The following is a 22,571-nucleotide window of genomic DNA, read 5'->3' on the forward strand; positions in this document are numbered from 1 at the left end:
ACGGGGATTGTGGGTCGTATCGCGGGCATTGCCGGACCCACCCTGCTGCCGTGCTTTGCCGACAACAACGAACTCGGCATCGGCAACGTCATCTCTGCGCGGCATGCGCCGAGGCTGGCGAATAACCGGATCCGGCGGCAGAAAATCATAGGTCTGGCCGGCGGCCTGTCTTCTGAAGTAGGATGCTTCCATGGTGGCGACCTCTCGGATGTCCACATGGTTTCGCTGCCCAAGACAATCTTGGCATTGAAACGAATCCAGCCCAGTCGTAAATTTCAATGGTTAATGCTTCGCAAAGATCGCCATCAAACGGGCGTCTTTCCGGCAAAATTTACCCGCTGTTAACGGTGTTGGTTAACAAGTCATGCGGTGAAACCACGAAAGACTGAGCTGCCCCGTTGATCCACTTCGAGAATGTCGGTTTGCGATATGGTATGGGCCCGGAAATCCTCCGGGACCTGACTTTTGACATCCCGAAAAAGTCCTTCCAATTTCTGACTGGCCCGTCCGGCGCCGGCAAGACCACGCTCCTGCGCCTGCTCTTCATGTCGCTGCAGCCGACCCGCGGCCTCATCCGCATGTTCGGACGCGACATATCCGAGATCCCGCGGCCCGAGCTGCCGCTGCTGCGCCGCCGGGTCGGCATCGTCTTTCAGGATTTCCGCCTTCTCGACCATCTGACGACCTATGAGAATGTGGCCCTGCCGCTTCGCGTGCGTGGCAAGGATGAGAGCACCTACAAGACCGATGTGCTGGAACTTTTGAAATGGGTCGGCCTCGGCGAACGCATCAACGTGTTGCCACCAGTGCTCTCGGGCGGTGAGAAGCAGCGCGCAGCAATCGCCCGCGCACTGATGGACCGGCCGGAAGTGCTGCTTGCCGACGAACCGACCGGCAATGTCGATCCGCCGATGGCCAAGCGCCTGCTGAACCTCTTCATGGAGCTCAATCGCCTGGGCACCGCGGTGGTGATTGCCACTCACGATCTCTCGCTGATGGACCAGGTGGAAGCCCGCCGCATGATCCTCTCGGAAGGGCATCTCGATATTTATGACTAAACCGCCCACCAGGACCCGCGCAAAGGCGCCCGCCGCTGCCCCTGCCCAGCAGCCCAAGCGGCCGGAGATGCGCGTGCGCCCCACGGCACCGATCCTGCCGCCATCGAACATCCAGGGCAATGCACTGACGGTTGTCATCGCCATCATGGCATTCCTTGCCTGCCTGACACTCGGTGGCGTCAGCATGGTCCGTTCGACTGCAGCAAGCTGGGAAAGCCAGATCTCCCGCGAAGTCACCATCCAGATCAAGCCCGACGATAGCTTGGACATGGAAAAGGCCCTCGTTCAGGCCCGCGATATCGCGCTCACCTTCGTTGGCACGAAGAGCGGTCAAATCGTCGATGAAGCCGCCACTGCTCGCCTTCTGGAGCCGTGGCTCGGCAGCGGTCTGGACATCAAGGAACTTCCCGTGCCGCGTCTGGTGATCATCACCATCGACGAGAGCCATCCACCCGACTTTGCGGCGATGCGCGACCTTCTGAAGGAAAGTATTCCGCAAGCCTTCCTTGATGACCACCGTACCTGGGTCGACCGGCTGGTTGCCATGGCCCGCACGACGGTCATGATCGGCACCGGCATTCTGCTACTCGTTTTCGCCGCCATGGTACTGACGGTGGTCTTTGCCACGCGCGGCGTACTTTCCGGCAATCGCCACATCGTCGAAGTCCTGCATTTCGTCGGTGCCGAGAGCTCGTTCGTCGCGACGGAATTCCAGAAGCATTTCCTGAAAATCAGCCTCAAGGGTTCAGCAATCGGCAGTGCGCTGGCCGCGCTCTTTTTTGCCGGCGCCGGCTTCTTGCAGAGCAAGACGATCGCCACGCCAGAGACCGATCAGGCAACGGCCCTCTTCGGCACTTTTTCGGTCGGTGCCCTCGGCTATCTCGGCATCTTGGCAACGATGATCGTGATTGCGTTGCTCACGACGTTGACGGCGCGGCTCACTGTCATGCGCACGATCTATGAAATCGATACATTGCGTTCCGATCCGACGCGCGCGGACGGCATCGTGAATTAGTCGCAGCATGCCGATTTGCCATGAAAGCGTCTGTTCTGCGCCGCAATCAGCGTATAATCACGACTCATGACGATGGGCCATACGACACGCAATCCGATTCGCCCGGACCCGGAGATTGAACGCCCCGAGAGCGTCTCGGCGCGGCGTAGCCCGATCCGTCGCGTCTTGCGTTGGACGGGCTTTTCCTGCGTGTTGATTGCTGCGCTGATCTTCGGCGGTTTTTTGCGTTTTGCCGATTCGGTGACGACCCTGAAGCCTCCCGCCGAGCCGCGGGCGGACGCGATCATCGTGCTGACCGGGGGCTACCAGCGTATCGATCAAGCCGTCGAGCTCCTGCAGAAAGGTGCAGGCAAGCGGTTGCTGATCTCGGGCGCGCATCCCTCCACCACGCCAGCGCAGATCCGCAGGATGACCCAAGGCTCTGCCGATCTCTTTTCCTGCTGTGTCGACATAGGCTACGACGCGCTCGATACGATCGGCAATGCTGAGGAGGCGTCGAACTGGATTCATGCCAGGGGCTATAAGAGCATCCTCGTCGTCACCAACAACTACCACATGCCGCGCAGCCTCGCCGAACTCGCCTATGTCGATCCCGACACCCAATTCATCGCCTATCCTGTCGTCAATTCCGATCTGAAGACACGCGATTGGTTCACTGATCCGAACGCCTTGCGCGTCATGCTGGCCGAATACGCCAAGGTACTGTTGGCCGGTGCACGCAACATTGTCGGCCTGCGCCATACGGGCCTGCGTTCCGCCAGCCTGGCGGGCCAAAGCTGAGACTTTTGCGCGCTCAGGCAATCAGACGCTTTTTCCGACGGGCAATATCGTGTAGGCCGGTCCCGTGACCGTGCCTCGGGAAAGTTTCATGATCGCCCTGCGTTCCGTTCTGTTCAACACGATCTTCTATGCAAACCTCATCCTGCGGATGATCGTGCTCTCCCCGATCTACTTCATCATTCCGCGCAAGCTCGCCTACAGCGTTCCCAAGAACTGGGCGCGCTCGAACCACTGGCTGATGCGGGTGATCGTGGGAACGACCTTCGAGATCGAGGGCATCGAGAACCTGCCTCATGGCAGCTACATCATTTCGCCGAAGCATCAGTCCTTCTGGGATACATATGCGCTGCTGCCCAACCTCGACGATCCGGTCTACATCCTCAAGCGCGAACTCATGTGGATCCCGCTCTTCGGCTGGTACGCCAAGAAGCAGCGAATGATCCCGGTCGACCGCGGCGCCCGCGGCAAGGTGATGGTCGAGGTTCTGAAACGCACCAAGGAAGAGCTTGCCACCGGCCGCCAGCTCATCATCTACCCCGAGGGAACACGCCGCCCGCCAGGTGCCGAGCCGCTGTACAAATACGGCATCGCCCGCATGTACCGCGACCTGCAGCTGCCGGTCGTACCCATCGTGATGCATCCTGGTCTGTTCTGGCCGCGCCGCAGCACCATGCGCTATCCCGGTCACTTCAAGGTACAGATCCTGCCGCCCATCATGCCCGGCATGGATCCTGACGCTTTCTTCGCCCATCTGATCGACGTGACGGAAAGCGCCAGCGATCAGCTCCTGATCGACACGGTCGAACGCAACCCGCATGTGCCGTTGCCGCCGACAGCGGCAGAACGGCTGGCCGAGTTGCGCAAGGCAAAAGCGGTCACGGCTTAAGCTGCAGCCCGCAGCCGTGTGACTTCCTCTGCCACCTGCTCCAGCCACTGGTCGCGAATGCCCATCTCCTTGAGATGCGCGAGCGTGTTGAAGACATAGGCATCGTTCGGCCCTGACTGGCCAACCGAGACGTTGACGACACGTGCCGCAGCGAATGCGTCGAGTGCGCCGGCATATTGCTCGTGGGCGCGATCGACCACATAGGCGACAGCGCGCGCGCTACGGCCGTCCGGAAGCTGCAGCGGCAGATGCCGTTCGAGATAGACATTGGTGACGAGTTCGCGGGCGCGCAGGTAGTCGATCACTTCATCCCACTTATCCGGCGCCACGCGAAAAGCCATGCCGCGGCAGGCGCCGCCTCTATCGAGGCCGAGAACGAGACCGGGGGTTTCCCGGCTGCCGCGATGTACGAAGGAGCGGACGCAAAGAGAGCGCCGATAGCCGTAAACCAGGGCTTGCGATCGCTCGACGAATTCGAAGCCCGGATTCCACATCAACGAGCCGTAGCCAAATACCCAAAATTCGTCCATATCGCACGCCAGATCAAATCAGATTTCGCTCTCACCATTGGAGAACATCATGGCAGCGTCAAGCCAATCCGGCAGCGGCCAATATAACAGCGGTAAGAAATTCTGGTTCCTGGGCGGCGCTATCCTTCTGGTGATCGCTCTCTATACGGGCGGCTGGTTCTATGCAGCCTCTGCGCTGAAACAGACAGTGCTGAGCGCGATTGCTCCCCGCGCAGACACGGGCGTCAGCGGCGAGTGCTCCGATATCGAATTCCGCGGCTTTCCCTTCCGCATCGGACTTTTCTGCTCCAAGGTGGATGTGGACGACAACGTCAACGGCATCTCGGCCACCTTCGGCGCGCTTCGTTCTGCTGCCCAGGTCTATGCCCCCGGCCATATCGTCTGGGAACTCGACTCGCCGGCTGAAATCCGCACCGCGCAGGGCCTGACCATCAATGCCCAATGGGACAATCTGCAATCGAGCCTCGTCACCAAGGCGCAGGGCATCGACCGCACCTCGACCGTCATCAACGGGCTGAAGGCCGTCACCATCTCGTCCTTTACCGGACAGACCGTCAATTTCGATGCCGCCCGCACCGAAATCCACCTGCGGCAGAACGGAGCGGATCTTGACGGCGCGATCTCGGTCGAAAACGCCAATGCGATCCTCAAGGACTGGCCGCAGATCTTCCCGAAATTCTCCGCCAGCGCCGACCTGACGCTGATTGGCAAGGCCGGCATGATCGACGGCACTGACGAACAAGGCATCCACGGCTCTCAGGGCCAACTCCGCCGCATCGTCGCCGACATCGGCGATGGCAAGGTGATGACCGTCTCCGGCCCGTTCACCTTCGACGAGAACGGCTTCCTGTCCGGCAAGTTCAAGCTGGAGATCGAACAGCTCGGTCCCTGGGGTAAGACCATCAAAGAGGCCTTCCCCGATATCGCCTCGACGGTCGATACCGCAACCAAGCTGCTGAAGGCGCTTGCCGGTGGAGGCGACAAGGTGTCGGTCGATCTCGTCGTCGATCACGGAAATGCGACGGTGAGCGGCTTTATCCCTCTCGGCAAGATCCCACCGGTTTAATCGAGCTTCTTGAGAAAGAAGACCTCGGGCACCAGTTGAATGCCGGGCAGTTCGATCGACCCGGTTTCAGAAAAGCCGTTGCGACGATGCCAATCCTGCGGACGGCTTTCATCGCACTCGCTCGAGGTCATCAAAAGGCGAGCACCACTATCACGCATTTCCTTTTCCCAGATGAGAAACAGCGCCGTGCCGACGCCGGACCGGCGATGGCCATCCAGAACGCGGATCATCTCCATATAGGGGATCCTGCCCCAGAAGCGGGAGAAGCGCAGGAAGCCGACGATCTCGCCCTCTTCGCGGGCAATCAGATATTCGCCGAGGTCGATGCAACGCGAAACCCAGGTTTCGCCAACGCGATGATCCTCGCGTAGCAGCCATTCCTTGTCCGACTGGCCAGCCTTGGCGATCTCCACCATGACTATTTCTTTTCCAGCGGGTGCGGGCGGCCGAAGTCCGGCGCATCCACATCCTGGCCTGCCTGGACGATCGAGCGGCGGATGGCGCGGGTGCGAGTAAACAATTCGAAAATCTTGTCGCCCTCACCCCAGCGGATTGCCCGCTGCAGATAGGCGAGGTCTTCCGAGAATCGCGCCAGCATTTCCAGGATCGCGTCGCGATTATGCAGGCAGACATCGCGCCACATCGTCGGGTCGGATGCAGCAAGTCGGGTAAAATCGCGAAATCCGGAGGCGGAATATTTGATGACTTCCGATTCCGTCACCGTCTCCAGATCGTCGGCCGTGCCAACGATATTGTAAGCTATGAGATGCGGGAGATGCGAGACGATGGCGAGCACCTTGTCGTGATGCTGGGCGTCCATTTCGTCTACTCGGGAGCCAAGTGTTTCCCAGAAATTGCGTAGCGTCTTCAGCGCTGTCGGATCAGTTCCTTCGAGTGGCGTCAGGATGCACCAGCGCCCGTCGAAAAGGCCCGGAAATCCGGCATCCGGACCAGACTTTTCCGTACCGGCAATCGGATGACCAGCAATGAAATGCACGTGGTCAGGCATATGCGGCTGCATCTGCGCGATAACAGACGCCTTGGTCGAGCCGACATCTGTGACGATGGCGCCGCGCTTCAGCGTGCCGGCAATTTCCTTCGCCACACTTTCGGAGGCACCGACCGGCACCGAAACGATGACGAGATCGGCATCCTTGACCGCGTCTGCCGAGGAGGTCGTATAGCGGTTTCCAAGACCAAGCTCCTCGGCGCGCTTCAGCGTCTCGGCACTGCGCGTGGCGACGACCACTTCCTTGGCCAATCCCAGACGCTTGATGTCATGGGCGAGTGAGGAGCCGATCAGGCCGATGCCGATGAGGGTGATGCGATCAAACTGCACAGTCATGCCTTGCGTCCCATGAATTCGCCAAGTGCTTCGATGACGCCGCGATTGGCCTCTTCCGGACCGACGCTCATGCGCAGCGCATTAGCGAAGCCATAGCCGCGCACCGCACGCAGAATATAACCGCGGCTGGTCAGGAATTCATCGGCATCCGCTGCGCGCCTTCCATCCACATCGGGAAAATGGATGAGAACGAAATTGGTCACCGAGGGCGTAACCTTGAGGCCGAGCGCCTGAAATGCATCCGTCAGCTTCTCGATCCACATCCGGTTGAAGGACACGGCCTCCTGAATGAAAGCCTGGTCGCGGATCGCCGCGGCCCCTGCAGCAATGGCCGGCGCATTCATGTTGAACGGCCCGCGCACGCGGTCCAGTGCATCGACGATCGCCGCCGGCGCGTACATCCAGCCGATACGCAAGGAAGCAAGGCCATAAGCCTTCGAGAACGTGCGGGTCATCACGACATTGGCATTCGAGGAAACGACCTCGATACCGGATTCGTAATCGTTGCGACGGACATATTCCGCATAGGCCGCATCGAGCACGAGCATGACATGCTGCGGCAGCCCAGCCTGCAGGCGGCGGATTTCGCTGACCGGGACATAGGTTCCGGTCGGATTGCCGGGATTGGCGATGAAGACGATCTTCGTCCTCTCAGTCACCGCCGCAAGGATCGCGTCGACATCGACCGTATGATCCTTTTCCTTGACCACGACAGGCGTCGCTCCCGCCGCCATGGTCTGGATCTTGTAGATGAGGAAACCGTGTTCGGTGACGATGCTCTCGTCGCCGGAGCCGAGATAGACATGGCAGAGCAGCGCAAGCAGCTCATCGGAGCCGTTGCCGCACAGAATATTTGCCGGGTTGAGGCCATGCACTGAAGCGATCGCCTCGCGCAACTCACGAGCCTGTCCATCCGGATAACGCTCGAGATTGCCTGCGGCTGCCTTGAATGCCTCGATTGCCTTGGGGCTCGCGCCGAGCGGCGTCTCGTTGGAGGAGAGCTTGTAGACGCGGGCGACACCCGGCGCATGCTCCTTGCCCGGCACGTAGGCAGCGATATCAAGAATACCGGGACGCGGAACGGGTTTGCTCATCTCAATGCTCATGGATCGACCTTCGAAATCGCCGGAAAGCCGGCGAAAGACTCGAGTGGCATTAATGCGGAATGGCGTTTTTGTCGAGTACTGCGGTGTGCTAGCGGCTGCGCGTCGTCGGCACGCCGTGCGGCGCGAGCACCGGCACGAAGACACGTCGGGACGCGCGGGCAGCAACCGGCAGGCCCTGATAAAGCCGCTTCTGTGCCTCGACGATGATGACGCCGGAAAAAGCCGGCCAGAGTGCACGGCCGATCCGCTCGAAACCGCGACGCAGGCGCAAGACGGCACGCAGTTTCGACGGCGGGAAGAACAGAGCCTCGGCCGTGGCGCCTGGCGTGAAATTGGTCTCGCGCAGCAGATGGGTCAGCTGACCGCGCGAATAGGGCCGGCCCGAACCAAAAGGCGTATGCTCCATCCGTGCCCAGACACCGCGCCGGTTCGGCACGACGATAACAAGCCGTCCGCCGGGCGCCAGCACCCGCCAGAGCTCTTTCAGGGTCTCGCGCGGACTTTCCGCAAATTCCAGCGAATGCACCATCAGCACGCGATCGATCGAAGAATCCGGCAGCGGCAACTCCTCGTCGAAGATCAGCGCTGTGGAGGAGAGCGAGCCGACAGGCCAGTTCACCGCCCCCTGCCCGGCCGGCATGAAAGCGAAGGTGCGTTCCGTATCGGCCTGGAACCGGTCGAGGAAGGGCACGGAATAACCGATGCCCACAAGCCGTTCCTGCGGCAGCCGGACCCACAGCGATGATAGCGCCATGGCAATCGACTGCTCGGCCATGCGCCCAAGCTCGGAATGATAGAACTGGCGAAGATCGACGATATCGGCGTGCATTATCTCAAATGTTATCAATGACCGGTTGGACTTCAAGGCCGGAACCTCTACATTCCCGGTCAGTTCGAGGGATAAGGGACTATTTGAGCGATGAAACCTTTGGAATTAGATGTTTTTCTCTGCCGCAGCGACAATTTCGGTGTTCTGATCCATGACACGGAGACTGGGCAGACGGCTTCGATCGACGCGCCCGATGCGGCAGCTGTCGAAGCCGCTGCTGCGCGCCGCGGCTGGAACATCACCCATATCTTCACGACCCACCACCACATCGACCATGTGGAAGGCAATCTGGCGCTGAAAGAACAATACGGCCTTGAGATCATCGGCCCGATTAACGAGGCTGTGGCCATTCCAGGCCTCGACAAGACGATGGGCGACGGCGACAGCTTCCTCTTTGGCGACCACACGGTCAATGTCATCGAAACGCCCGGCCACACGGCAGGCCATATCTGTTACCACTTCCCCGACGACAAGCTGCTCTTCGCAGCCGATACGCTCTTTGCGCTCGGCTGTGGCCGCTTGTTCGAACGGCCGGCCGCCGACATGTGGCACTCACTGCAGAAGCTTGCCGTCCTTCCGGATGAGACCACCGTCTATTTCGGCCACGAATATACGCTCTCGAACGCCCGTTTTGCGGTCACCATCGACCCTGACAACGAGCGCCTGAAGAGCCGCGCCGCAGAAATCGAAGCGCTGCGGGCCGAAGGCAAATTCACCATTCCGACGACGCTGGGGCTCGAAAAGGAAACCAACCCCTTCCTGCGCGCCGCCGATCCTGCCATCCGCCGCAATCTGCTCATGGAAGGAAAGACCAACGAAGAGGTCTTCGCCGAAATCCGCAAGCGCAAGGACAATTTCTAGGACATGGCTGGCACGGACCTGTCACCCGAGGAGATTATCCGCGAGCTCGGCATGCAGCCGCATCCCGAAGGCGGCTGGTATGTCCAGACCTTCCGCGACACGAATGGCGGCGAGCGCGGCCATTCGACGGCGATCTATTATCTGCTGGCCAAAGGGCAGCGCTCGCATTGGCATCGCGTGCATGACGCGGCAGAGGTCTGGCACTATTATGCCGGCGCGCCGCTGGCGCTCCATCGTTCCGAAGATGGTGGCAGCAGCGAGACGCTGAAACTCGGCACGGATATCGCCGGCGGCGAGCGACCGCAGGCAATCATTCCCGCCAACTGGTGGCAATCGGCCGAAACCCTGGGCGACTATACGCTGGTCGGCTGTACGGTTGCGCCCGGCTTCGAATTCTCCAAATTCGAAATGGCGCCGCCGGACTGGAAGCCCGGTTCCTAGATCTGCTCCGCCACAGGCTGCATTTGTGGCTTGCGGCCGAACATCTCCTGTGCGGCGAGCACCGCACCGCCCGTGATCAGCAGGCAGGCGAGCACAATACGCCAGCTCGGTTCGGCAATTCCGAAGACTGTCAGTATCAGCGTCGAAAGCAGCGGTGCGGCATAGCTTGCAGCGCCGAGAATCTGGATATCACCGTTCTTGACCCCATGATCCCAGGCATAGAAGGCCGCGCCGACCGGAAAGAGACCGAGACCGACCACCGCAATCCATTCGAAACCCGTTTGCGGCCAGACCGTCGTCTCCAGTCCCAGATGGCAGAGCAGCGAAAGAATTGATGTCGCAAGGCAGAAGCCGGTGACCACATCGGTCGAGACAGCATCGAAACGCCGCGTCAGCAGTGAATAGCCGGACCAGGTGAAGGCACAGAGGAAGGCCGCGCCATAACCGACCGCATATGCGCCGTCGAAATCGATGCCGTTGCGCCCGACGATCAGGAAGGTGCCGCACAGACCCGCCAGAGCGCCGACGATGTGGTACCAGCGCAGCTTCTCGCCCGGCAGCAGCGCCGAACCGACGACGATCAGCAGCGGCCACAGATAGGCAATCAGGCCAGCCTCAACCGCCGGCGCATTTCTCAGTGCAGTGAAGTAGAGGAAGTGGTAGCCGAACAGACCGGCAATGCCTGTTATCCAGACCTTTGCCGGCTGCTTCAGGAGCGCGATTCGCGACGGGTTGAAGGCGAGCACGATAATGCCGGGAATACTGCCGATGGCAAAGCAGATGGCGGAAAGCTGGAACGGCGGCATCTTGCCGGAGGCGGCCGTAAAGAGTGCCAGGAACGACCACATCAGAATGGCCGTAAAACCGATCAGCGTTGCCCGAAGTTTCACCTGTCCCCCTTGCGGAGACTTGTCAAAGCTCCGTCAGTTGCTCACACGCCGTACTTCACCGCCGTGATTGTCACCGTTCCGTATTCCGTGGGAATGCGGACGTAGACCGGAGCATATACATTCGCCGCCTCAGCCTTGGCAAACCAGATCTCCATACGATTGCTCTTGCTGAGATAGTCGAGATCCTTGCGGCCCTTCTTGTAGCCGGAGCGCGGAATGAAGCGCACGCTGCAGACGGTCGCCTTGCCCTTGAACCCATCCGTCGAGAAATCCTCGTCGCCCTTCGGCGAAAGCACGAGGTCCATCCGCGTCTCGCCGTCGAAGATGGGCAGTTTCTGGGCGCACACATTGGTATCGCCAGTGAAGATCAGGCCCGAAATCGGATCGAGCACGGAGCGCATGTCGCCCTGCGTCACCGGAATCCAGTTCTTTGGCCGCCGCGGCTCGGGTGTGGTGGTAGCAGAGACGATATTGCCGTTGCGATAGCTGACCTCATAGGTCCGCACCTTCTTGCCGGTCTTGTAATAGAGAACGTATTTTGCTGCCTGCAGGCGGTCGTTTCGTACCACGCCGCTGACACTGGTCTTGGCAAGGATATCGGTGACGAGATCGGCAAGACCGGCCGATTTGATATCGCCGTCAATATTGTAGCTGTGATCGTCTTCGATCTTGGTCAGGAAGGCTGCCCGCGCGATCGTCAGCCCTGCAAGGGCGACCTTGTACTCCGTACGGTGCTGTATCTCGCTTGCACCCGCTGGCAATGCCAGAAGCGCCGCAAATGCCGAAGCCGTTATTCGTCTGCCGAGATGAGCCATAGTGAGAGCCTTGTCTTGCTGGGCCGCTTGCGCCCTTGCATTGCGGTCTATAATCCTGCCGCAACGCGAAGAAAACAGCAGCTTTTTGACAGAATTGCGGGAAAGGCCAAGGTTTGGCTTGACGGGCGCGGCCTGTCTGACTATAGAACCGCAACTTTCCAATCATGGCCTGATGGATTGCGCAGCTGGTTGTTGCCGGATTGTCATCCAATGGCCCGAGAAAAACAAGAATAGGTGTTCCATGTCCCGCATGTGCGAATTGACCGGCAAGGCAGTCCTGACTGGTAACAATGTCAGCCATGCCAACAACAAGACCAAGCGCCGGTTCCTCCCGAACCTGTGCCAGGTTACGCTGATCTCCGACGCGCTCGGTCAGCGTTACCGTCTTCGCGTTTCGGCTGCTGCTCTTCGTTCCGTTGAGCACCGTGGCGGCCTCGATGCCTTCCTGCTGAAGGCTAGCGAAAACGAACTTTCGATGCGCGCTCGTCTGCTGCGCCGTCAGATCGTCAAGAAGACCGCTGAAGCCGCTGCTGTAGCAGCCTAAGCTTCGACGACGTCTTTCGAAAGCTTCAAAAGGCTTGCACGGATAACATCCGGACAGGCCTTTTGCTTTGCCAGCCTCTAGGCCTAAATTTTACTCCAACTGGTGGCATCACCCAGGATAAAAAAATGCTGAAGACCCGCTATACGTTGGCCTATGTCGCCCTGATGACGCTTGTCGTTGTCGCCTCCAATTTCCTCGTCCAGTTTCCACTGAACGCCACGATTGCCGGTATCAATCTTGCCGACATTCTGACCTGGGGCGCCTTCTCCTATCCGATCGCCTTCCTGATCACCGACCTGACGAACCGCCAGTTCGGCCCACAGGCTGCGCGTAAAGTGGTTTTCGCCGGCTTTGTCGTCGGTGTCGCCCTTTCCTTCTTCACCTCGGTTCCGCGTATCGCGATCGCCTCCGGCTCGGCCTATCTTGCTGGCCAGCTTCTCGATATCGCCGTCTTCAACCGTCTACGCCGTCAGGCCTGGTGGCGCGCCCCGCTCGTCGGCTCGTTGATCGGTTCGGCGCTGGACACAGTGATGTTCTTCTCGCTGTCCTTCGCCGCCTTCTTTGTCTTCCTTGGCCCGAACGAACCGTTCGCGCTGGAAAACGCACCGATCCTCGGTGTCCTTTCAACGGAAGCCCCACGCTGGATCTCCTGGGCACTGGGTGATTTCTTGGTGAAGATGCTTGTCGGCCTGGTGATGCTGCTGCCCTACGGCGCACTCATGAACGTGTTGCGTCCGATGCAGTCCGCTGCGGCACGGTAAATACCGCCGCACAATCAGCCGTCACCTTGCTCCCGCTTGGATGGACATTGTTTCTGGTCGAGCGACCCAGGAAAACGCTCTGACCATGAATGCTGGACGGACTGGCTGCAGGCTTTGCTGCAGCCAGTCCGAGCGCTGATAGCAACACCGGCCACGGATTCACGAAGCCCGAGGGCGCTTTGCAATCACCACCGGGTGGTTCAGTACTTCAGCAACAAGATCTCCCAGGGGACGCGATGAGTCGAGGCGCAGGACTGGCCTCGTCACTGTCCTCAGCCACTCTTCATGCCCAACGAGGCTGCGGTGGTCCGGTCCGGCCGTATCATAGCTCTGGGCCCATTCCATGAAGGCGCGGCTCTGCACGGCCATGTCGCCGCCGGGCCTGATCCGCTCGCCATAGCGGGTATCCTCGCGCATGCGGATGCGCTCCATGCGCAAGACTGGATCGATCGTCAGGAAAACGACCAGATCATAAAGCGGCTCGAAGTCCGCACCCCATTTCAGGGCCGAGCCGGAAAGTACCCAGCCAGCATCGGGCCGCGCCTCCTGTTGGAGCATCGCGACGCGAGCGCTCACTTCGCGCTGCGTCGTGAAGGGCGGATCGGTCGGCATCCAGAAGAAATGGTCGGTATCGAGATGGCGGATGCCGAGTATGTCGGCCAGCGCCAGGCCGAGCGTGGTCGTGCCGGAGCCCGAAGCGCCCGTGATATGGATGTGCATGATACGCTCTCGTAAGGGGTGATATCCGCAAGGGACGGACCGAATAGCGCAGAGTTGTGACAGCCATTCGACGGCCACTCAATCGATGAGTCTGAACTCCAGCATCAGATTGCGCTGAAGGATGGAGTGATTGTCGTCAGACACCAGGATGACATGCGTCGTGCCATCGGCTGCCTGGAAGGTATCGATCCCTTCCATATTGTCGATATTGTAGTTGAAATTGCCCTCGACGAGCAGTTCCCCATTCACAATGGCGCCAGGTTTGATATCCGCCCCCTTGATGCGGCGGATCCGCATGCCGATGCCTTCGGCCATGTTGAAGCGCCGCTCCAGAAGAAGCAGATCGCCGTCCGGCAGGAAAGCGCCGTCAGTCACATCGAAGCTGCCGTCCTGCTCGACGGTAAACTGCCCTTTCAACGGACCATCCAGAATAGCCGCAAGCCGGTTGCCGTCCTCATCCAGGCTACGTTCGGCCACGATCAGGGGCGCGCCCTTCAGCGGGCTTGAGGCAGGGGCCACGACGACAGTTTCAATTCCACGGTTCGACCGCATCTCATCGCGGGGAACGAGGATCCCGACCGTCGACAGGGATCGTGAGTCGAGAAAACCTGGATCCGGATAGACGTCGACGCGATGATACTGTTCGAAGGACACAAGAAGCCTGTCGCCATCCAGCGCGAGGCCCTCGGCATCCATATGTCCCTTACCCTCATAGGTCCGGCCGACCCGATCCCGCATCGGCGTGATCTCGACACCGGAAAGACCGGAGAGCCTACCATTGGCATCGCGTTCGATGCTGCCCGTCAGCCAGTGCCCGGTATCGAGAACGCCAACGAAACTCTTGCCGTCAGGGCGCATGCGGATGGAAGAAAGCGAGCCGAAGAGCGAATTGCTCGACACCATCTCCAGCCCGCCGATAAACTCCAGCGGACCGAAACGGGTTTCGTCGCGACCGATATGGAAATCCGAAATCTTGCGGCTGACGATCTTCGCAGGCTCGCCCGCACCCGCTTGCGCGCTTGAGTACCCTGTCGCGAGGCAGAGGGCGACCAGAGCCACGCGAGACAGGTTTTCAAACGCCATACGGAGCTTCCCCGAGACTATATCAACCGGCGCGGCGCAGACGGCCACCGCGCGGCTGTGTGGCATGATCCTCAAACAATTCGGCTAGCTGCTCGGTCATGGCGCCGGCAAGCTCGTCGGCATCGACGATCGTCACGGCACGGCGATAGTAGCGCGTGACGTCATGGCCGATGCCGATTGCCAGAAGCTCGACCGGAGAACGCGTCTCGATCTGCTCGATCACGGCGCGCAGGTGTCGCTCCAGATAATTGCCCGGATTGACCGACAGCGTGGAATCATCGACCGGCGCACCATCCGAAATCATCATCAGGATGYGGCGCTGTTCGCGCCGTGCCAGCAGGCGATTGTGCGCCCAGATCAACGCCTCGCCATCGATATTTTCCTTGAGCAGGCCTTCTCGCATCATCAGGCCGAGATTGCTGCGCGCGCGCCGCCATGGAGCGTCGGCAGACTTGTAGACGATATGGCGCAGGTCGTTGAGTCGGCCTGGGGTCTGCGGCTTGCCATTCGCAAGCCAGTTCTCGCGCGCCTGACCGCCCTTCCAGGCCTTCGTCGTGAAGCCGAGGATTTCCACCTTGACGCCGCACCGCTCGAGCGTGCGCGCCAGGATATCGGCGCAGGTCGCCGCAACAGTGATCGGCCGGCCGCGCATCGAGCCGGAATTGTCGATCAGCAGCGTCACGACTGTATCGCGGAACTGCGTATCGCGCTCCATCTTGAAGGAGAGAGGTTGCGTCGGGTCGATGATGATGCGCTGCAGACGGGCCGTATCGAGATAACCTTCCTCGAGATCGAAATCCCAGGAACGGTTCTGCTGCGCCATCAGCTTGCGCTGCAGACGGTTGGCAAGGCGACCGACAGCGCCCTGCAGGTGCGCCAGCTGCTTGTCGAGGAAGGCACGCAGGCGCTCCAGTTCGGCGGCATCGCACAGCTCTTCGGCCGTGATGATTTCGTCGAACTCTTCCGTATAGACGTGGTAATCGACCTTCTCGTTGAAATCGGCAAACGGCGTATTCGGACGGCGGGTTTCGCCCGGCGTCTCGGAATCGTCCTCGCCCTCTTCCATCATGTCGTCGTCGGAGATTTCGGCGCCTTCAGTCTCGCCGTCCTCCATCTGCTCATCGGAGACTTCGCTGTCCTCGACAGGTGCCGCATCGCTGCCGGCATCCTCGTCGACCTCGTCCTCGTTCTGCTCGTCACCGGTCGGCTGATCATTGTCGTTGGACTGATCGTCGTCATCCGAATTGCTGTCGTCATCGCCATATTCCTCAGCCATTTCCATGGCCGAGAGCATATTGCGAATGACCTTCGAGAAAGCCTGCTGATCGTTGATGACGCCGGAGAGATTGTCGAGCTCGCTGCCGGCCTTGTCTTCGATGAAGGAACGCCACAGGTCGAGTACCTTGCCAGCCGAGGCCGGCGGCTTCTGACCGGTGAGCTTCTCGCGCACCATCATGGCGACAGCCTCGCCGATCGGCGCATCTTCCTGTCGTTCGATGCCGGTGAAATTCGCCTTCGCGTATTTCTCGTCCGTCATGGAACGCAGGTTTGCAGCCATGCCTTCCATGCGCAGCGAACCGATCGATTCCACCCGCGCCTGTTCGACAGCGTCGAAGATCGCCCGAGCATCGGAGCCCTGCGGCGCCATGGTCGAATGGACCTTCTCGTCGTGGCAGGCGATACGAAGCGCCATGGAATCGCCAAGCCCACGCGTCACCGCCAGTTCATGCGCTGTCGGCCGCTTGGAAAGCTCCGGCAGACGGATACGCTCGCCCGTCATACCGGGACGCTCATTGGCAAAAGCCACCTCGACCTGGTCGTCACCGGCGATTGCGCGCACGCAACCGGTTATCGCACGCCGCAACGGCTCGACATCGACAGGCGCGCCGGGCTTTGCTTTCGAATTGTCACCACGAGATGCCATGATCGACTGGCCTTATGCCCCCAGCACGATGTTGGCTGCGCTTTCCTTCAGTTCGACGCCGAAGGCGCGCTGATAATGCTCGGCCACCAGCGGACGCTCAAGCTCGTCGCACTTGTTGAGGAAGGTTACCCGGAAGGCGAAGGCGATGTCGCCGAAGATCTCGGCATTCTCGGCCCAGGTGATAACGGTACGCGGGCTCATGACGGTCGACAGATCGCCGTTCATGAACGAAGCGCGTGTCAGGTCGGCGACGCGGACCATCTTGGAAACCGTATCACGGCCTTCCTTGTCCTTGCCGAAACTCTTCACCTTGGCGGCGATGATATTCACTTCGTGGTCGTGCGGCAGATAATTCAGCGTCGAGACGATAGACCAGCGGTCCATCTGCGCCTGGTTGATCTGCTGCGTGCCATGGTAGAGGCCCGTCGTATCGCCGAGGCCAATCGTGTTGGCAGTCGCAAACAGGCGGAAGGCCGGGTGAGGGCGAATGACGCGGCTCTGGTCGAGCAGCGTCAGGCGACCAGAGGATTCCAGCACGCGCTGGATAACGAACATCACGTCCGGGCGGCCGGCATCGTACTCATCGAAAACGAGTGCGACATTGTGCTGGTAGGCCCAGGGCAGGATGCCGTCCTTGAATTCGGTGACCTGCAGGCCATCCTTGACGACGATTGCATCCTTGCCGACGAGATCGATACGGCTGACATGGCTGTCGAGGTTGATGCGCACGCACGGCCAGTTGAGGCGCGCGGCGACCTGCTCGATATGCGAAGACTTGCCCGTGCCGTGGTAGCCGGAAATCATCACGCGTCGGTTATGGGCAAAGCCTGCGAGGATCGCGAGCGTCGTCTCACGGTCGAAGAGGTAGTCGGTATCGAGATCAGGCACATAGGCGTCGCCCTTGCTATAGGCGGGAACGCGGATGTCGGAATCGATGCCGAAGGCCTCACGGACCGAAACGGTGGTATCGGGCAGTTCGGAAATATCAAGTTCGATCTTGCTCATCATGTCTCCAAGGCGGGCGGTGGCACCCGACCATACTGTCTCAGGCCATTTCACAACCGCGACGCCGCGATATTTGTCCCGCGCCCGTCAGGTTGGAACGTCGGCGATACTTCTCCGGGACTGAAACGAAACCTCGGCGGGATGATGACCGCTGGCGAGCATTCTTGAAAGAGTCCCGGACAAGAAACGCCGCGTCCGGAAGGTCGGCAGAGGCGATGTCGGGAAAACGCACAAATATGTATGCCGCGGTTGCCTGCGGCCTCAGCCGATGAGGACCATACCCGATTGAAGCTTAAGAGCAAGGACGGGAATTAACAAAAACCGTTCTGCTTTAATAATTGATAGGCCTGGATGACGGCGCGGAAACGCTCTTCCGAGCCGCGATCGCCACCATTCGCATCGGGGTGATGCTTCTTGACCAGTTCCTTGTACTTGCTCTTGATCTCGGCGGAGGTGGCGTTCGCCGCAAGTCCCATCGTATCGAAAGCCTTGGCTTCCAGCGATTTCAGCTTGCGGGCCTGCGGGAAACGCGGGCCGCTGCCCTTGCCGCCGCCTTCCTTCACGAAGCCGAAGGGATCACGCACGCGTGAATAGGAGCCGGAGCGAACTTCGGCATGCAGCGGGCTGTTCTTGGCATCCTTGTTGACACCGACCGTCCAGGTGGGGCGATGACCGGTTATCGCCTCCTTCTGGTAGCGCGCGATTTCGCCGTCCGAGAGGCCGGAGAAATAATTGTATCCCTTGTTGTAGTCCTTGACGTGCTCGAAACAGAACAAAAAGAACTGGCCTTCCGCATTGCGTCCCACAGGAGCGCGATGCGTGCCTTTTTTGTCGCAGCCGTCCCACTGGCAAGTTGGAGGCGCCTGCTCGGGCTCCTGCTCTCGCCTGCGGCGCGTACGGATACGGTCGAAGTATTTGGAATCAAGTCTCATGACGGCGCTAATTATGGGGCTGCAGACCGATGACAACAAGAATTGACAAACGGGAATGTTGCTGGCTTGGTGGGAACCTTTTTCGTCAACTCAGAAGACCCGGTGATGACACTGCAGACCAGCATCGAAGAGAAGCTTAAGGCGACCTTCGCACCCGAACGCCTTTCCGTCATCAACGAGAGCCATCTGCATGCCGGCCACCAGCCGGACATCACAGGCGCGGGCGAGACGCATATGCGTGTGCGCATCGTCTCTGCAAAATTCGTCGGCATGTCTCGGTTGCAACGGCATAGGGCGATCACCGACCTCCTGAAGCCCGAACTGGATGCCGGGCTTCACGCATTGGCCGTCGAGCCGGCAGCGCCCGGCGAACCGACGCGCTGGTAGTCCTCAGCGAATAATCAGAGCGGTCGCGTAAAGGCCGAAACCGAACACGGTGTGGGCCAGCAAATTAAGCACGCGAACCTTGGTAGGGTTCGGCGTCTTCGAAGCCGCCCACCCGAGGCCGAGGCCAGGCTGCATCAGAAACCAGCCCGCTCCGACGGTGACGATACCGAGGATCCAGGCCGGCAGGAACGTCGGGGCGGCAAACCAGGCCGGGCCGACAAAGATCGCCAGCAGGATGCCGTAGAGGATGCCGACGACATAGTGGCCGATCCAGCCGAGGGCCAGCTCGCTGGCATAGGGCGCAGCATCACCGATATTGTCATGGAAGACCTTGCCCTTGCCGAGATGCCAGAACCAGCGGCCCGCCGGCGCCCAGTTCGGCGACGGCGTCACACCGAGCTTTGCGAGCAGGATCGCCCAGAGATCCATGAGGATGGTTGCCCCGATGCCGATGACGACGGAGCGCCAGATGATGTCGAACATGTCAGATCCTGCGGAATGAGCCGGCATCAGGAGATCTCCAGATGCCCGGCAACGGAAATTTTGGTCAGGCGGGTTTCGTTTCGTCTTCCTCGGCGGGACGAATGCGAAGTTTGGTGATGCGGTTCTTCTCCCGCTTCATGACGACGAAGCGTTTGCCGTAGAAGGTGAAGGCCTGCCGCTCCTCGGGAATGGTCATCGATTCATGGATGACGAGGCCGGCAATCGTCGTCGCCTCCTCATCCGGCAGGTTCCAGTCCAGTGCGCGGTTGAGATCGCGGATCGGCACGCCGCCATCGACGACGATCGAACCGTCGGCCTCCTGTCTTACGCCCTGCATGTCGATATCGTGTTCGTCGGAGATATCGCCGACGATTTCTTCGAGAATATCCTCGAGCGTCACGATGCCCTGCACCTCGCCATATTCATCGACGACCACTGCGAAATGCTGCTTGCGGCGAAGGAAGGCATTGAGCTGGTCTTCGAGATTGGTGCTGTCGGGCACGAACCAGGGCTTCTGGGCGATCTTCACGATATCGAGCTGCTGCGGTTCCATATTCGGCTCGGCCAGCGCCCTGAGCAGATCCTTGGCGTGTACGACGCCGATGATGTTGTCGATCGTACCGCGCCACAGCGGCATGCGCGTATAGGGACTTTCGAGGATCGCCCGGACCACCGCTTCCGGCGGATCGTCGGCATTGATCGCCCGCATCGCCATGCGGTGGACCATGATATCCGAAAGCTCGAGTTCGCCGAGATCGAGTACGCCTCCGAGACGATCACGGTCGGCCTTGACGACAGAACCCTCGCGATGCAGCAGGTCGACGGCGCCGCGCAGCTCCTCATGGGCTGACAGCATCGAGACTTCGCGCGACAGGTTGATGCCGAAAAGACCAAGGATCTTGCGCACGATCGCATTGACGAAGGAAGAGAGCGGGCCGACCACGGCGACGAAGAGCCGTGTCGGTATTGCAACGTTGAGCGCAAAGCGCTCCGGCTTGGAGATCGCCCAGCTCTTCGGCAGAACCTCTGCGAAGATTACGAGGATGATGGTCATGGCAAGCGTTGCCAGTGCCACGCCGGAATTGCCGAAGATCCCCAGAAACACGCTTGTCGCCAGCGACGACGACAGGATGTTGGCGAGATTATTGCCGATCAGCAGCGCACCGATCAGCCGGTCACGACGCTCGATGAGGGTTCTGACGAGACCGGCACGCTCATCGCCATTGGCTTCCAGCGTATGGATCCGGCTTCTCGAAACGGCAGTCAGCGCGGTCTCGGATCCCGAAAAGAACGCAGACATCAGCACCAGGGCCACGATCGAAACGATCTCCGGCCAGTAGACCGACAAAAACGCCAGGGTGCCCTCGACTGACATCAGGGATGTTTTTCCTTGAGAAAGCTGACCACTTCGGAAGCCGGCACGTCGTCGGCGACGAAAGATTGGCCAATGCCGCGTGTGAGAATGAAGGTGAGCTTGCCGCCCTTGACCTTCTTGTCCTGCGCGATCGCATCCATCAGCGCTTCGGCCGGCGGAAGAGTGCCCGGAATTTCCGACATGCGGGTCGGCAAGCCGACCGCCTTCAGATGCGCCTCGACACGGCGGGCATCGTCCGGGCTCGCAAGGTTCATGCGCGCCGAAAATTCATGCGCCAGCACCATGCCGATTGAAACCCCTTCGCCATGAACAAGCCGGCTGCTGTCATAGGCGGTCGCAGCCTCCAGCGCATGGCCGAACGTATGGCCAAGATTGAGCAGTGCGCGCTGGCCGTTTTCACGCTCGTCGGCGACGACGACATCCGCCTTTGCCTGGCAGCTGACGGCAATTGCTTCGATGCGCGCAGAGCCACCGGCAAAGACTGCCTGCCAGTTGTTCTCCAGCCAGGCAAAGAAATCCGGCTTGTCGATCAGGCCGTATTTGGCAACTTCGGCGTAGCCAGCACGGAATTCGCGCTCGCTCAGGGAATTCAGAACATCGGTATCGGCGAGAACCAGGTCCGGCTGATGAAAAACGCCGATGAGGTTTTTGCCGTGGCGGCTGTTGATGCCGGTCTTGCCGCCGACGGAGGAATCCACCTGGGCCAGCAGCGAGGTCGGCACCTGCACGAATCGCACACCCCGCCTGATAATACCGGCAGCAAAACCCGAGAGGTCGCCGATGACGCCGCCGCCGAGTGCGATGACATAGTCATTGCGTTCGACGCGCGCTTCCAGAACCTTGTCGCAGACATTGATCAGATGCTCGAAGCTCTTGGTCTTCTCGCCGGCCGGCAAGACGACTGACGCCGAGGCGATGCCTGCAGCATCCAGACTTGCCTTCAAAGCGTCGAGATAAAGCGGCGCCACATGTTCGTCGGTGATGATGGCGGCTTTGCGCCCCTTGAGCCGCGAGGCAATCTCGGCACCTGCGCCGGCGATCAGCCCTGGCCCGATCATAATATCGTAGGCGCGTTCGCCAAGCGGCACATGCACTTTGCGGACAGCGGAACCGGGGGTTATCGCGTTCATGATACTGCACTTTCCTTCTGCGCCTCGACCACGGCCCTCAGCACTTCATCGGCCATGACTTCCTTGCGTACGTCGCGCGAAAGCACCGTCAGATCGGCTTCGGCATAAACGGGGTAGCGGGCATTCATCAGATTTTCGAGCGTCTGCTTCGGATTTTCAGTCTTCAGGAGCGGGCGTGTGTCACGCTTGTTGACCCGTTCCCAGAGGACCTCGAGATCGGCCTTCAGCCAGACCGAAAGGCCGCCCTTCTTGATATGTCTGCGCGTTCGGGCATTGATGAAGGCGCCGCCGCCGGTGGAGACGACGCGCGGACCGCCCTTGAGCAGGCGCTTCATGACCCGCGCTTCGAGAGCGCGAAACTCCTCCTCTCCATAGGCAGCGAAAAGTTCCGTGATCGTCATGCGCGAAACGCGCTCAATCTCGATATCGCTGTCGATGAAGGGAACGCCGAGCTGGTGCGCAACGAGGCGGCCCACCGAGGATTTTCCGGCTCCCATAAGGCCGACGAGGATCAGATTGCGTGAACCGAGCGCGGCGCGAGCTCTGTCTCTCAGGCTGTCTGCAACGGAAACTGGCGGTTCACTCATCGGTCCATTCACACTTTG

General features: G+C 60.2%; 27 protein-coding genes. 11 read left to right on the forward strand and 16 right to left on the reverse strand.

Annotated features, from left to right (window positions below; translation table 11 throughout):
• Positions 1–9 precede the first annotated feature (9 nt).
• The 5 genes from AC1DF8_RS07530 (at position 10) to AC1DF8_RS07550 (ending at position 3,739) form a co-directional block, all read left to right on the forward strand.
• Positions 10–345: a hypothetical protein gene (locus AC1DF8_RS07530; RefSeq protein ID WP_477995561.1), complete on the forward strand. Its 336-nt coding sequence runs from the start codon at positions 10–12 to the stop codon at positions 343–345.
• Between the two features lie 53 nt (positions 346–398).
• A complete protein-coding gene (ftsE, locus tag AC1DF8_RS07535; protein ID WP_007825071.1) occupies positions 399–1,058 on the forward strand; it encodes a cell division ATP-binding protein FtsE in 660 nt (219 codons plus the stop codon).
• Entirely contained in the window at positions 1,051–2,073 is a 1,023-nt protein-coding gene (locus AC1DF8_RS07540) for a cell division protein FtsX (protein WP_477995563.1), read from the forward strand. Before ftsE ends, AC1DF8_RS07540 begins: the two co-directional genes overlap by 8 nt.
• Positions 2,074–2,139: 66 nt before the next feature.
• Positions 2,140–2,853, forward strand: a complete 714-nt coding sequence (locus tag AC1DF8_RS07545) for a YdcF family protein (RefSeq protein WP_112545538.1) — start codon at positions 2,140–2,142, stop codon at positions 2,851–2,853.
• 88 nt (positions 2,854–2,941) lie between these two features.
• Positions 2,942–3,739, forward strand: coding sequence for a lysophospholipid acyltransferase family protein (locus AC1DF8_RS07550; protein ID WP_112545539.1), 798 nt, complete (start codon positions 2,942–2,944; stop codon positions 3,737–3,739).
• Here the strand turns inward: AC1DF8_RS07550 and AC1DF8_RS07555 are convergent.
• Complete coding sequence (locus tag AC1DF8_RS07555) at positions 3,736–4,269, reverse strand: gamma-glutamylcyclotransferase (protein WP_112545540.1); 534 nt, start codon at positions 4,267–4,269, stop codon at positions 3,736–3,738. The two genes, AC1DF8_RS07550 and AC1DF8_RS07555, sit on opposite strands and share 4 nt — an antisense overlap.
• A 49-nt stretch (positions 4,270–4,318) precedes the next feature.
• Here AC1DF8_RS07555 and AC1DF8_RS07560 point away from each other — a divergent pair, with 49 nt between their 5' ends.
• A complete protein-coding gene (locus AC1DF8_RS07560; RefSeq protein ID WP_477995566.1) occupies positions 4,319–5,335 on the forward strand; it encodes a DUF2125 domain-containing protein in 1,017 nt (338 codons plus the stop codon).
• On the opposite strand, the gene AC1DF8_RS07565 is transcribed toward AC1DF8_RS07560, so the two are convergent.
• From AC1DF8_RS07565 to AC1DF8_RS07580, 4 genes are all read right to left on the reverse strand, one after another.
• Positions 5,332–5,751, reverse strand: a complete 420-nt coding sequence (locus tag AC1DF8_RS07565) for a GNAT family N-acetyltransferase (protein WP_113144853.1) — start codon at positions 5,749–5,751, stop codon at positions 5,332–5,334. The two genes, AC1DF8_RS07560 and AC1DF8_RS07565, sit on opposite strands and share 4 nt — an antisense overlap.
• A 2-nt stretch (positions 5,752–5,753) precedes the next feature.
• Positions 5,754–6,698, reverse strand: coding sequence for a prephenate/arogenate dehydrogenase family protein (locus tag AC1DF8_RS07570; RefSeq protein ID WP_478153145.1), 945 nt, complete (start codon positions 6,696–6,698; stop codon positions 5,754–5,756).
• Complete coding sequence (hisC, locus tag AC1DF8_RS07575; RefSeq protein ID WP_183881270.1) at positions 6,677–7,774, reverse strand: histidinol-phosphate transaminase; 1,098 nt, start codon at positions 7,772–7,774, stop codon at positions 6,677–6,679. The genes AC1DF8_RS07570 and hisC overlap by 22 nt, the downstream gene beginning before the upstream one ends.
• Before the next feature lie 100 nt (positions 7,775–7,874).
• Positions 7,875–8,651, reverse strand: a complete 777-nt coding sequence (locus AC1DF8_RS07580; RefSeq protein ID WP_112545545.1) for a class I SAM-dependent methyltransferase — start codon at positions 8,649–8,651, stop codon at positions 7,875–7,877.
• Between the two features lie 54 nt (positions 8,652–8,705).
• Here AC1DF8_RS07580 and gloB point away from each other — a divergent pair, with 54 nt between their 5' ends.
• Positions 8,706–9,476, forward strand: coding sequence for a hydroxyacylglutathione hydrolase (gene gloB / locus AC1DF8_RS07585; RefSeq protein WP_112545546.1), 771 nt, complete (start codon positions 8,706–8,708; stop codon positions 9,474–9,476).
• Positions 9,477–9,494: 18 nt separating this feature from the next.
• On the forward strand, positions 9,495–9,917 hold the full coding sequence (locus AC1DF8_RS07590) for a cupin domain-containing protein (RefSeq protein WP_112545702.1): 423 nt from the start codon (positions 9,495–9,497) through the stop codon (positions 9,915–9,917).
• Here AC1DF8_RS07590 and yddG read toward each other — a convergent pair.
• A complete protein-coding gene (yddG, locus tag AC1DF8_RS07595; RefSeq protein WP_477995568.1) occupies positions 9,914–10,807 on the reverse strand; it encodes an aromatic amino acid exporter YddG in 894 nt (297 codons plus the stop codon). The genes AC1DF8_RS07590 and yddG overlap by 4 nt on opposite strands.
• Before the next feature lie 41 nt (positions 10,808–10,848).
• A complete protein-coding gene (locus AC1DF8_RS07600) occupies positions 10,849–11,622 on the reverse strand; it encodes a DUF3108 domain-containing protein (RefSeq protein ID WP_112545548.1) in 774 nt (257 codons plus the stop codon).
• A 241-nt stretch (positions 11,623–11,863) separates the two neighbouring features.
• Between AC1DF8_RS07600 and rpmB the strand changes: the two genes are divergently transcribed.
• Both rpmB and AC1DF8_RS07610 read left to right on the forward strand, forming a co-directional pair.
• A complete protein-coding gene (rpmB, locus tag AC1DF8_RS07605) occupies positions 11,864–12,166 on the forward strand; it encodes a 50S ribosomal protein L28 (protein WP_112545549.1) in 303 nt (100 codons plus the stop codon).
• Between the two features lie 125 nt (positions 12,167–12,291).
• The gene (locus AC1DF8_RS07610; protein WP_112970876.1) at positions 12,292–12,927 is read left to right on the forward strand and encodes a VUT family protein; all 636 of its coding nucleotides are present in this window, start codon (positions 12,292–12,294) and stop codon (positions 12,925–12,927) included.
• Positions 12,928–13,086: 159 nt separating this feature from the next.
• Here AC1DF8_RS07610 and AC1DF8_RS07615 read toward each other — a convergent pair whose 3' ends face one another.
• The 5 genes from AC1DF8_RS07615 to AC1DF8_RS07635 all read right to left on the reverse strand — a co-directional run bounded on the left by AC1DF8_RS07615 (position 13,087) and on the right by AC1DF8_RS07635 (position 18,591).
• The gene (locus AC1DF8_RS07615) at positions 13,087–13,650 is read right to left on the reverse strand and encodes an ATP-binding protein (RefSeq protein ID WP_478153148.1); all 564 of its coding nucleotides are present in this window, start codon (positions 13,648–13,650) and stop codon (positions 13,087–13,089) included.
• Positions 13,651–13,725: 75 nt separating this feature from the next.
• On the reverse strand, positions 13,726–14,730 hold the full coding sequence (locus AC1DF8_RS07620; protein ID WP_477995570.1) for an esterase-like activity of phytase family protein: 1,005 nt from the start codon (positions 14,728–14,730) through the stop codon (positions 13,726–13,728).
• A 22-nt stretch (positions 14,731–14,752) separates the two neighbouring features.
• Positions 14,753–16,654, reverse strand: coding sequence for a cobaltochelatase subunit CobT (cobT, locus tag AC1DF8_RS07625; protein WP_477995572.1), 1,902 nt, complete (start codon positions 16,652–16,654; stop codon positions 14,753–14,755).
• A gap of 12 nt (positions 16,655–16,666) precedes the next feature.
• Positions 16,667–17,659 carry a cobaltochelatase subunit CobS gene (cobS, locus tag AC1DF8_RS07630; RefSeq protein WP_112545553.1) on the reverse strand — a complete coding sequence of 331 codons (993 nt, stop codon included), beginning with the start codon at positions 17,657–17,659 and terminating at the stop codon, positions 16,667–16,669.
• 311 nt (positions 17,660–17,970) lie between these two features.
• The gene (locus tag AC1DF8_RS07635) at positions 17,971–18,591 is read right to left on the reverse strand and encodes a J domain-containing protein (RefSeq protein WP_112545554.1); all 621 of its coding nucleotides are present in this window, start codon (positions 18,589–18,591) and stop codon (positions 17,971–17,973) included.
• Between the two features lie 105 nt (positions 18,592–18,696).
• Here AC1DF8_RS07635 and AC1DF8_RS07640 point away from each other — a divergent pair, with 105 nt between their 5' ends.
• Positions 18,697–18,978: a BolA family protein gene (locus AC1DF8_RS07640; RefSeq protein WP_112545555.1), complete on the forward strand. Its 282-nt coding sequence runs from the start codon at positions 18,697–18,699 to the stop codon at positions 18,976–18,978.
• Between the two features lie 3 nt (positions 18,979–18,981).
• On the opposite strand, the gene AC1DF8_RS07645 is transcribed toward AC1DF8_RS07640, so the two are convergent.
• The 4 genes from AC1DF8_RS07645 to AC1DF8_RS07660 all read right to left on the reverse strand — a co-directional run bounded on the left by AC1DF8_RS07645 (position 18,982) and on the right by AC1DF8_RS07660 (position 22,553).
• Positions 18,982–19,461, reverse strand: a complete 480-nt coding sequence (locus tag AC1DF8_RS07645; protein WP_112545556.1) for a DUF2938 domain-containing protein — start codon at positions 19,459–19,461, stop codon at positions 18,982–18,984.
• A gap of 64 nt (positions 19,462–19,525) precedes the next feature.
• Positions 19,526–20,836 carry an HlyC/CorC family transporter gene (locus tag AC1DF8_RS07650; RefSeq protein WP_112970874.1) on the reverse strand — a complete coding sequence of 437 codons (1,311 nt, stop codon included), beginning with the start codon at positions 20,834–20,836 and terminating at the stop codon, positions 19,526–19,528.
• Complete coding sequence (aroB, locus tag AC1DF8_RS07655; protein ID WP_113144860.1) at positions 20,836–21,966, reverse strand: 3-dehydroquinate synthase; 1,131 nt, start codon at positions 21,964–21,966, stop codon at positions 20,836–20,838. The genes AC1DF8_RS07650 and aroB overlap by 1 nt, the downstream gene beginning before the upstream one ends.
• Positions 21,963–22,553 (reverse strand): shikimate kinase, encoded by a 591-nt coding sequence (locus tag AC1DF8_RS07660; protein WP_113013246.1) that lies wholly within the window; start codon positions 22,551–22,553, stop codon positions 21,963–21,965. The genes aroB and AC1DF8_RS07660 overlap by 4 nt, the downstream gene beginning before the upstream one ends.
• Positions 22,554–22,571 lie beyond the last annotated feature (18 nt).

Source organism: Rhizobium sp. 05N49 (genome assembly GCF_056396805.1).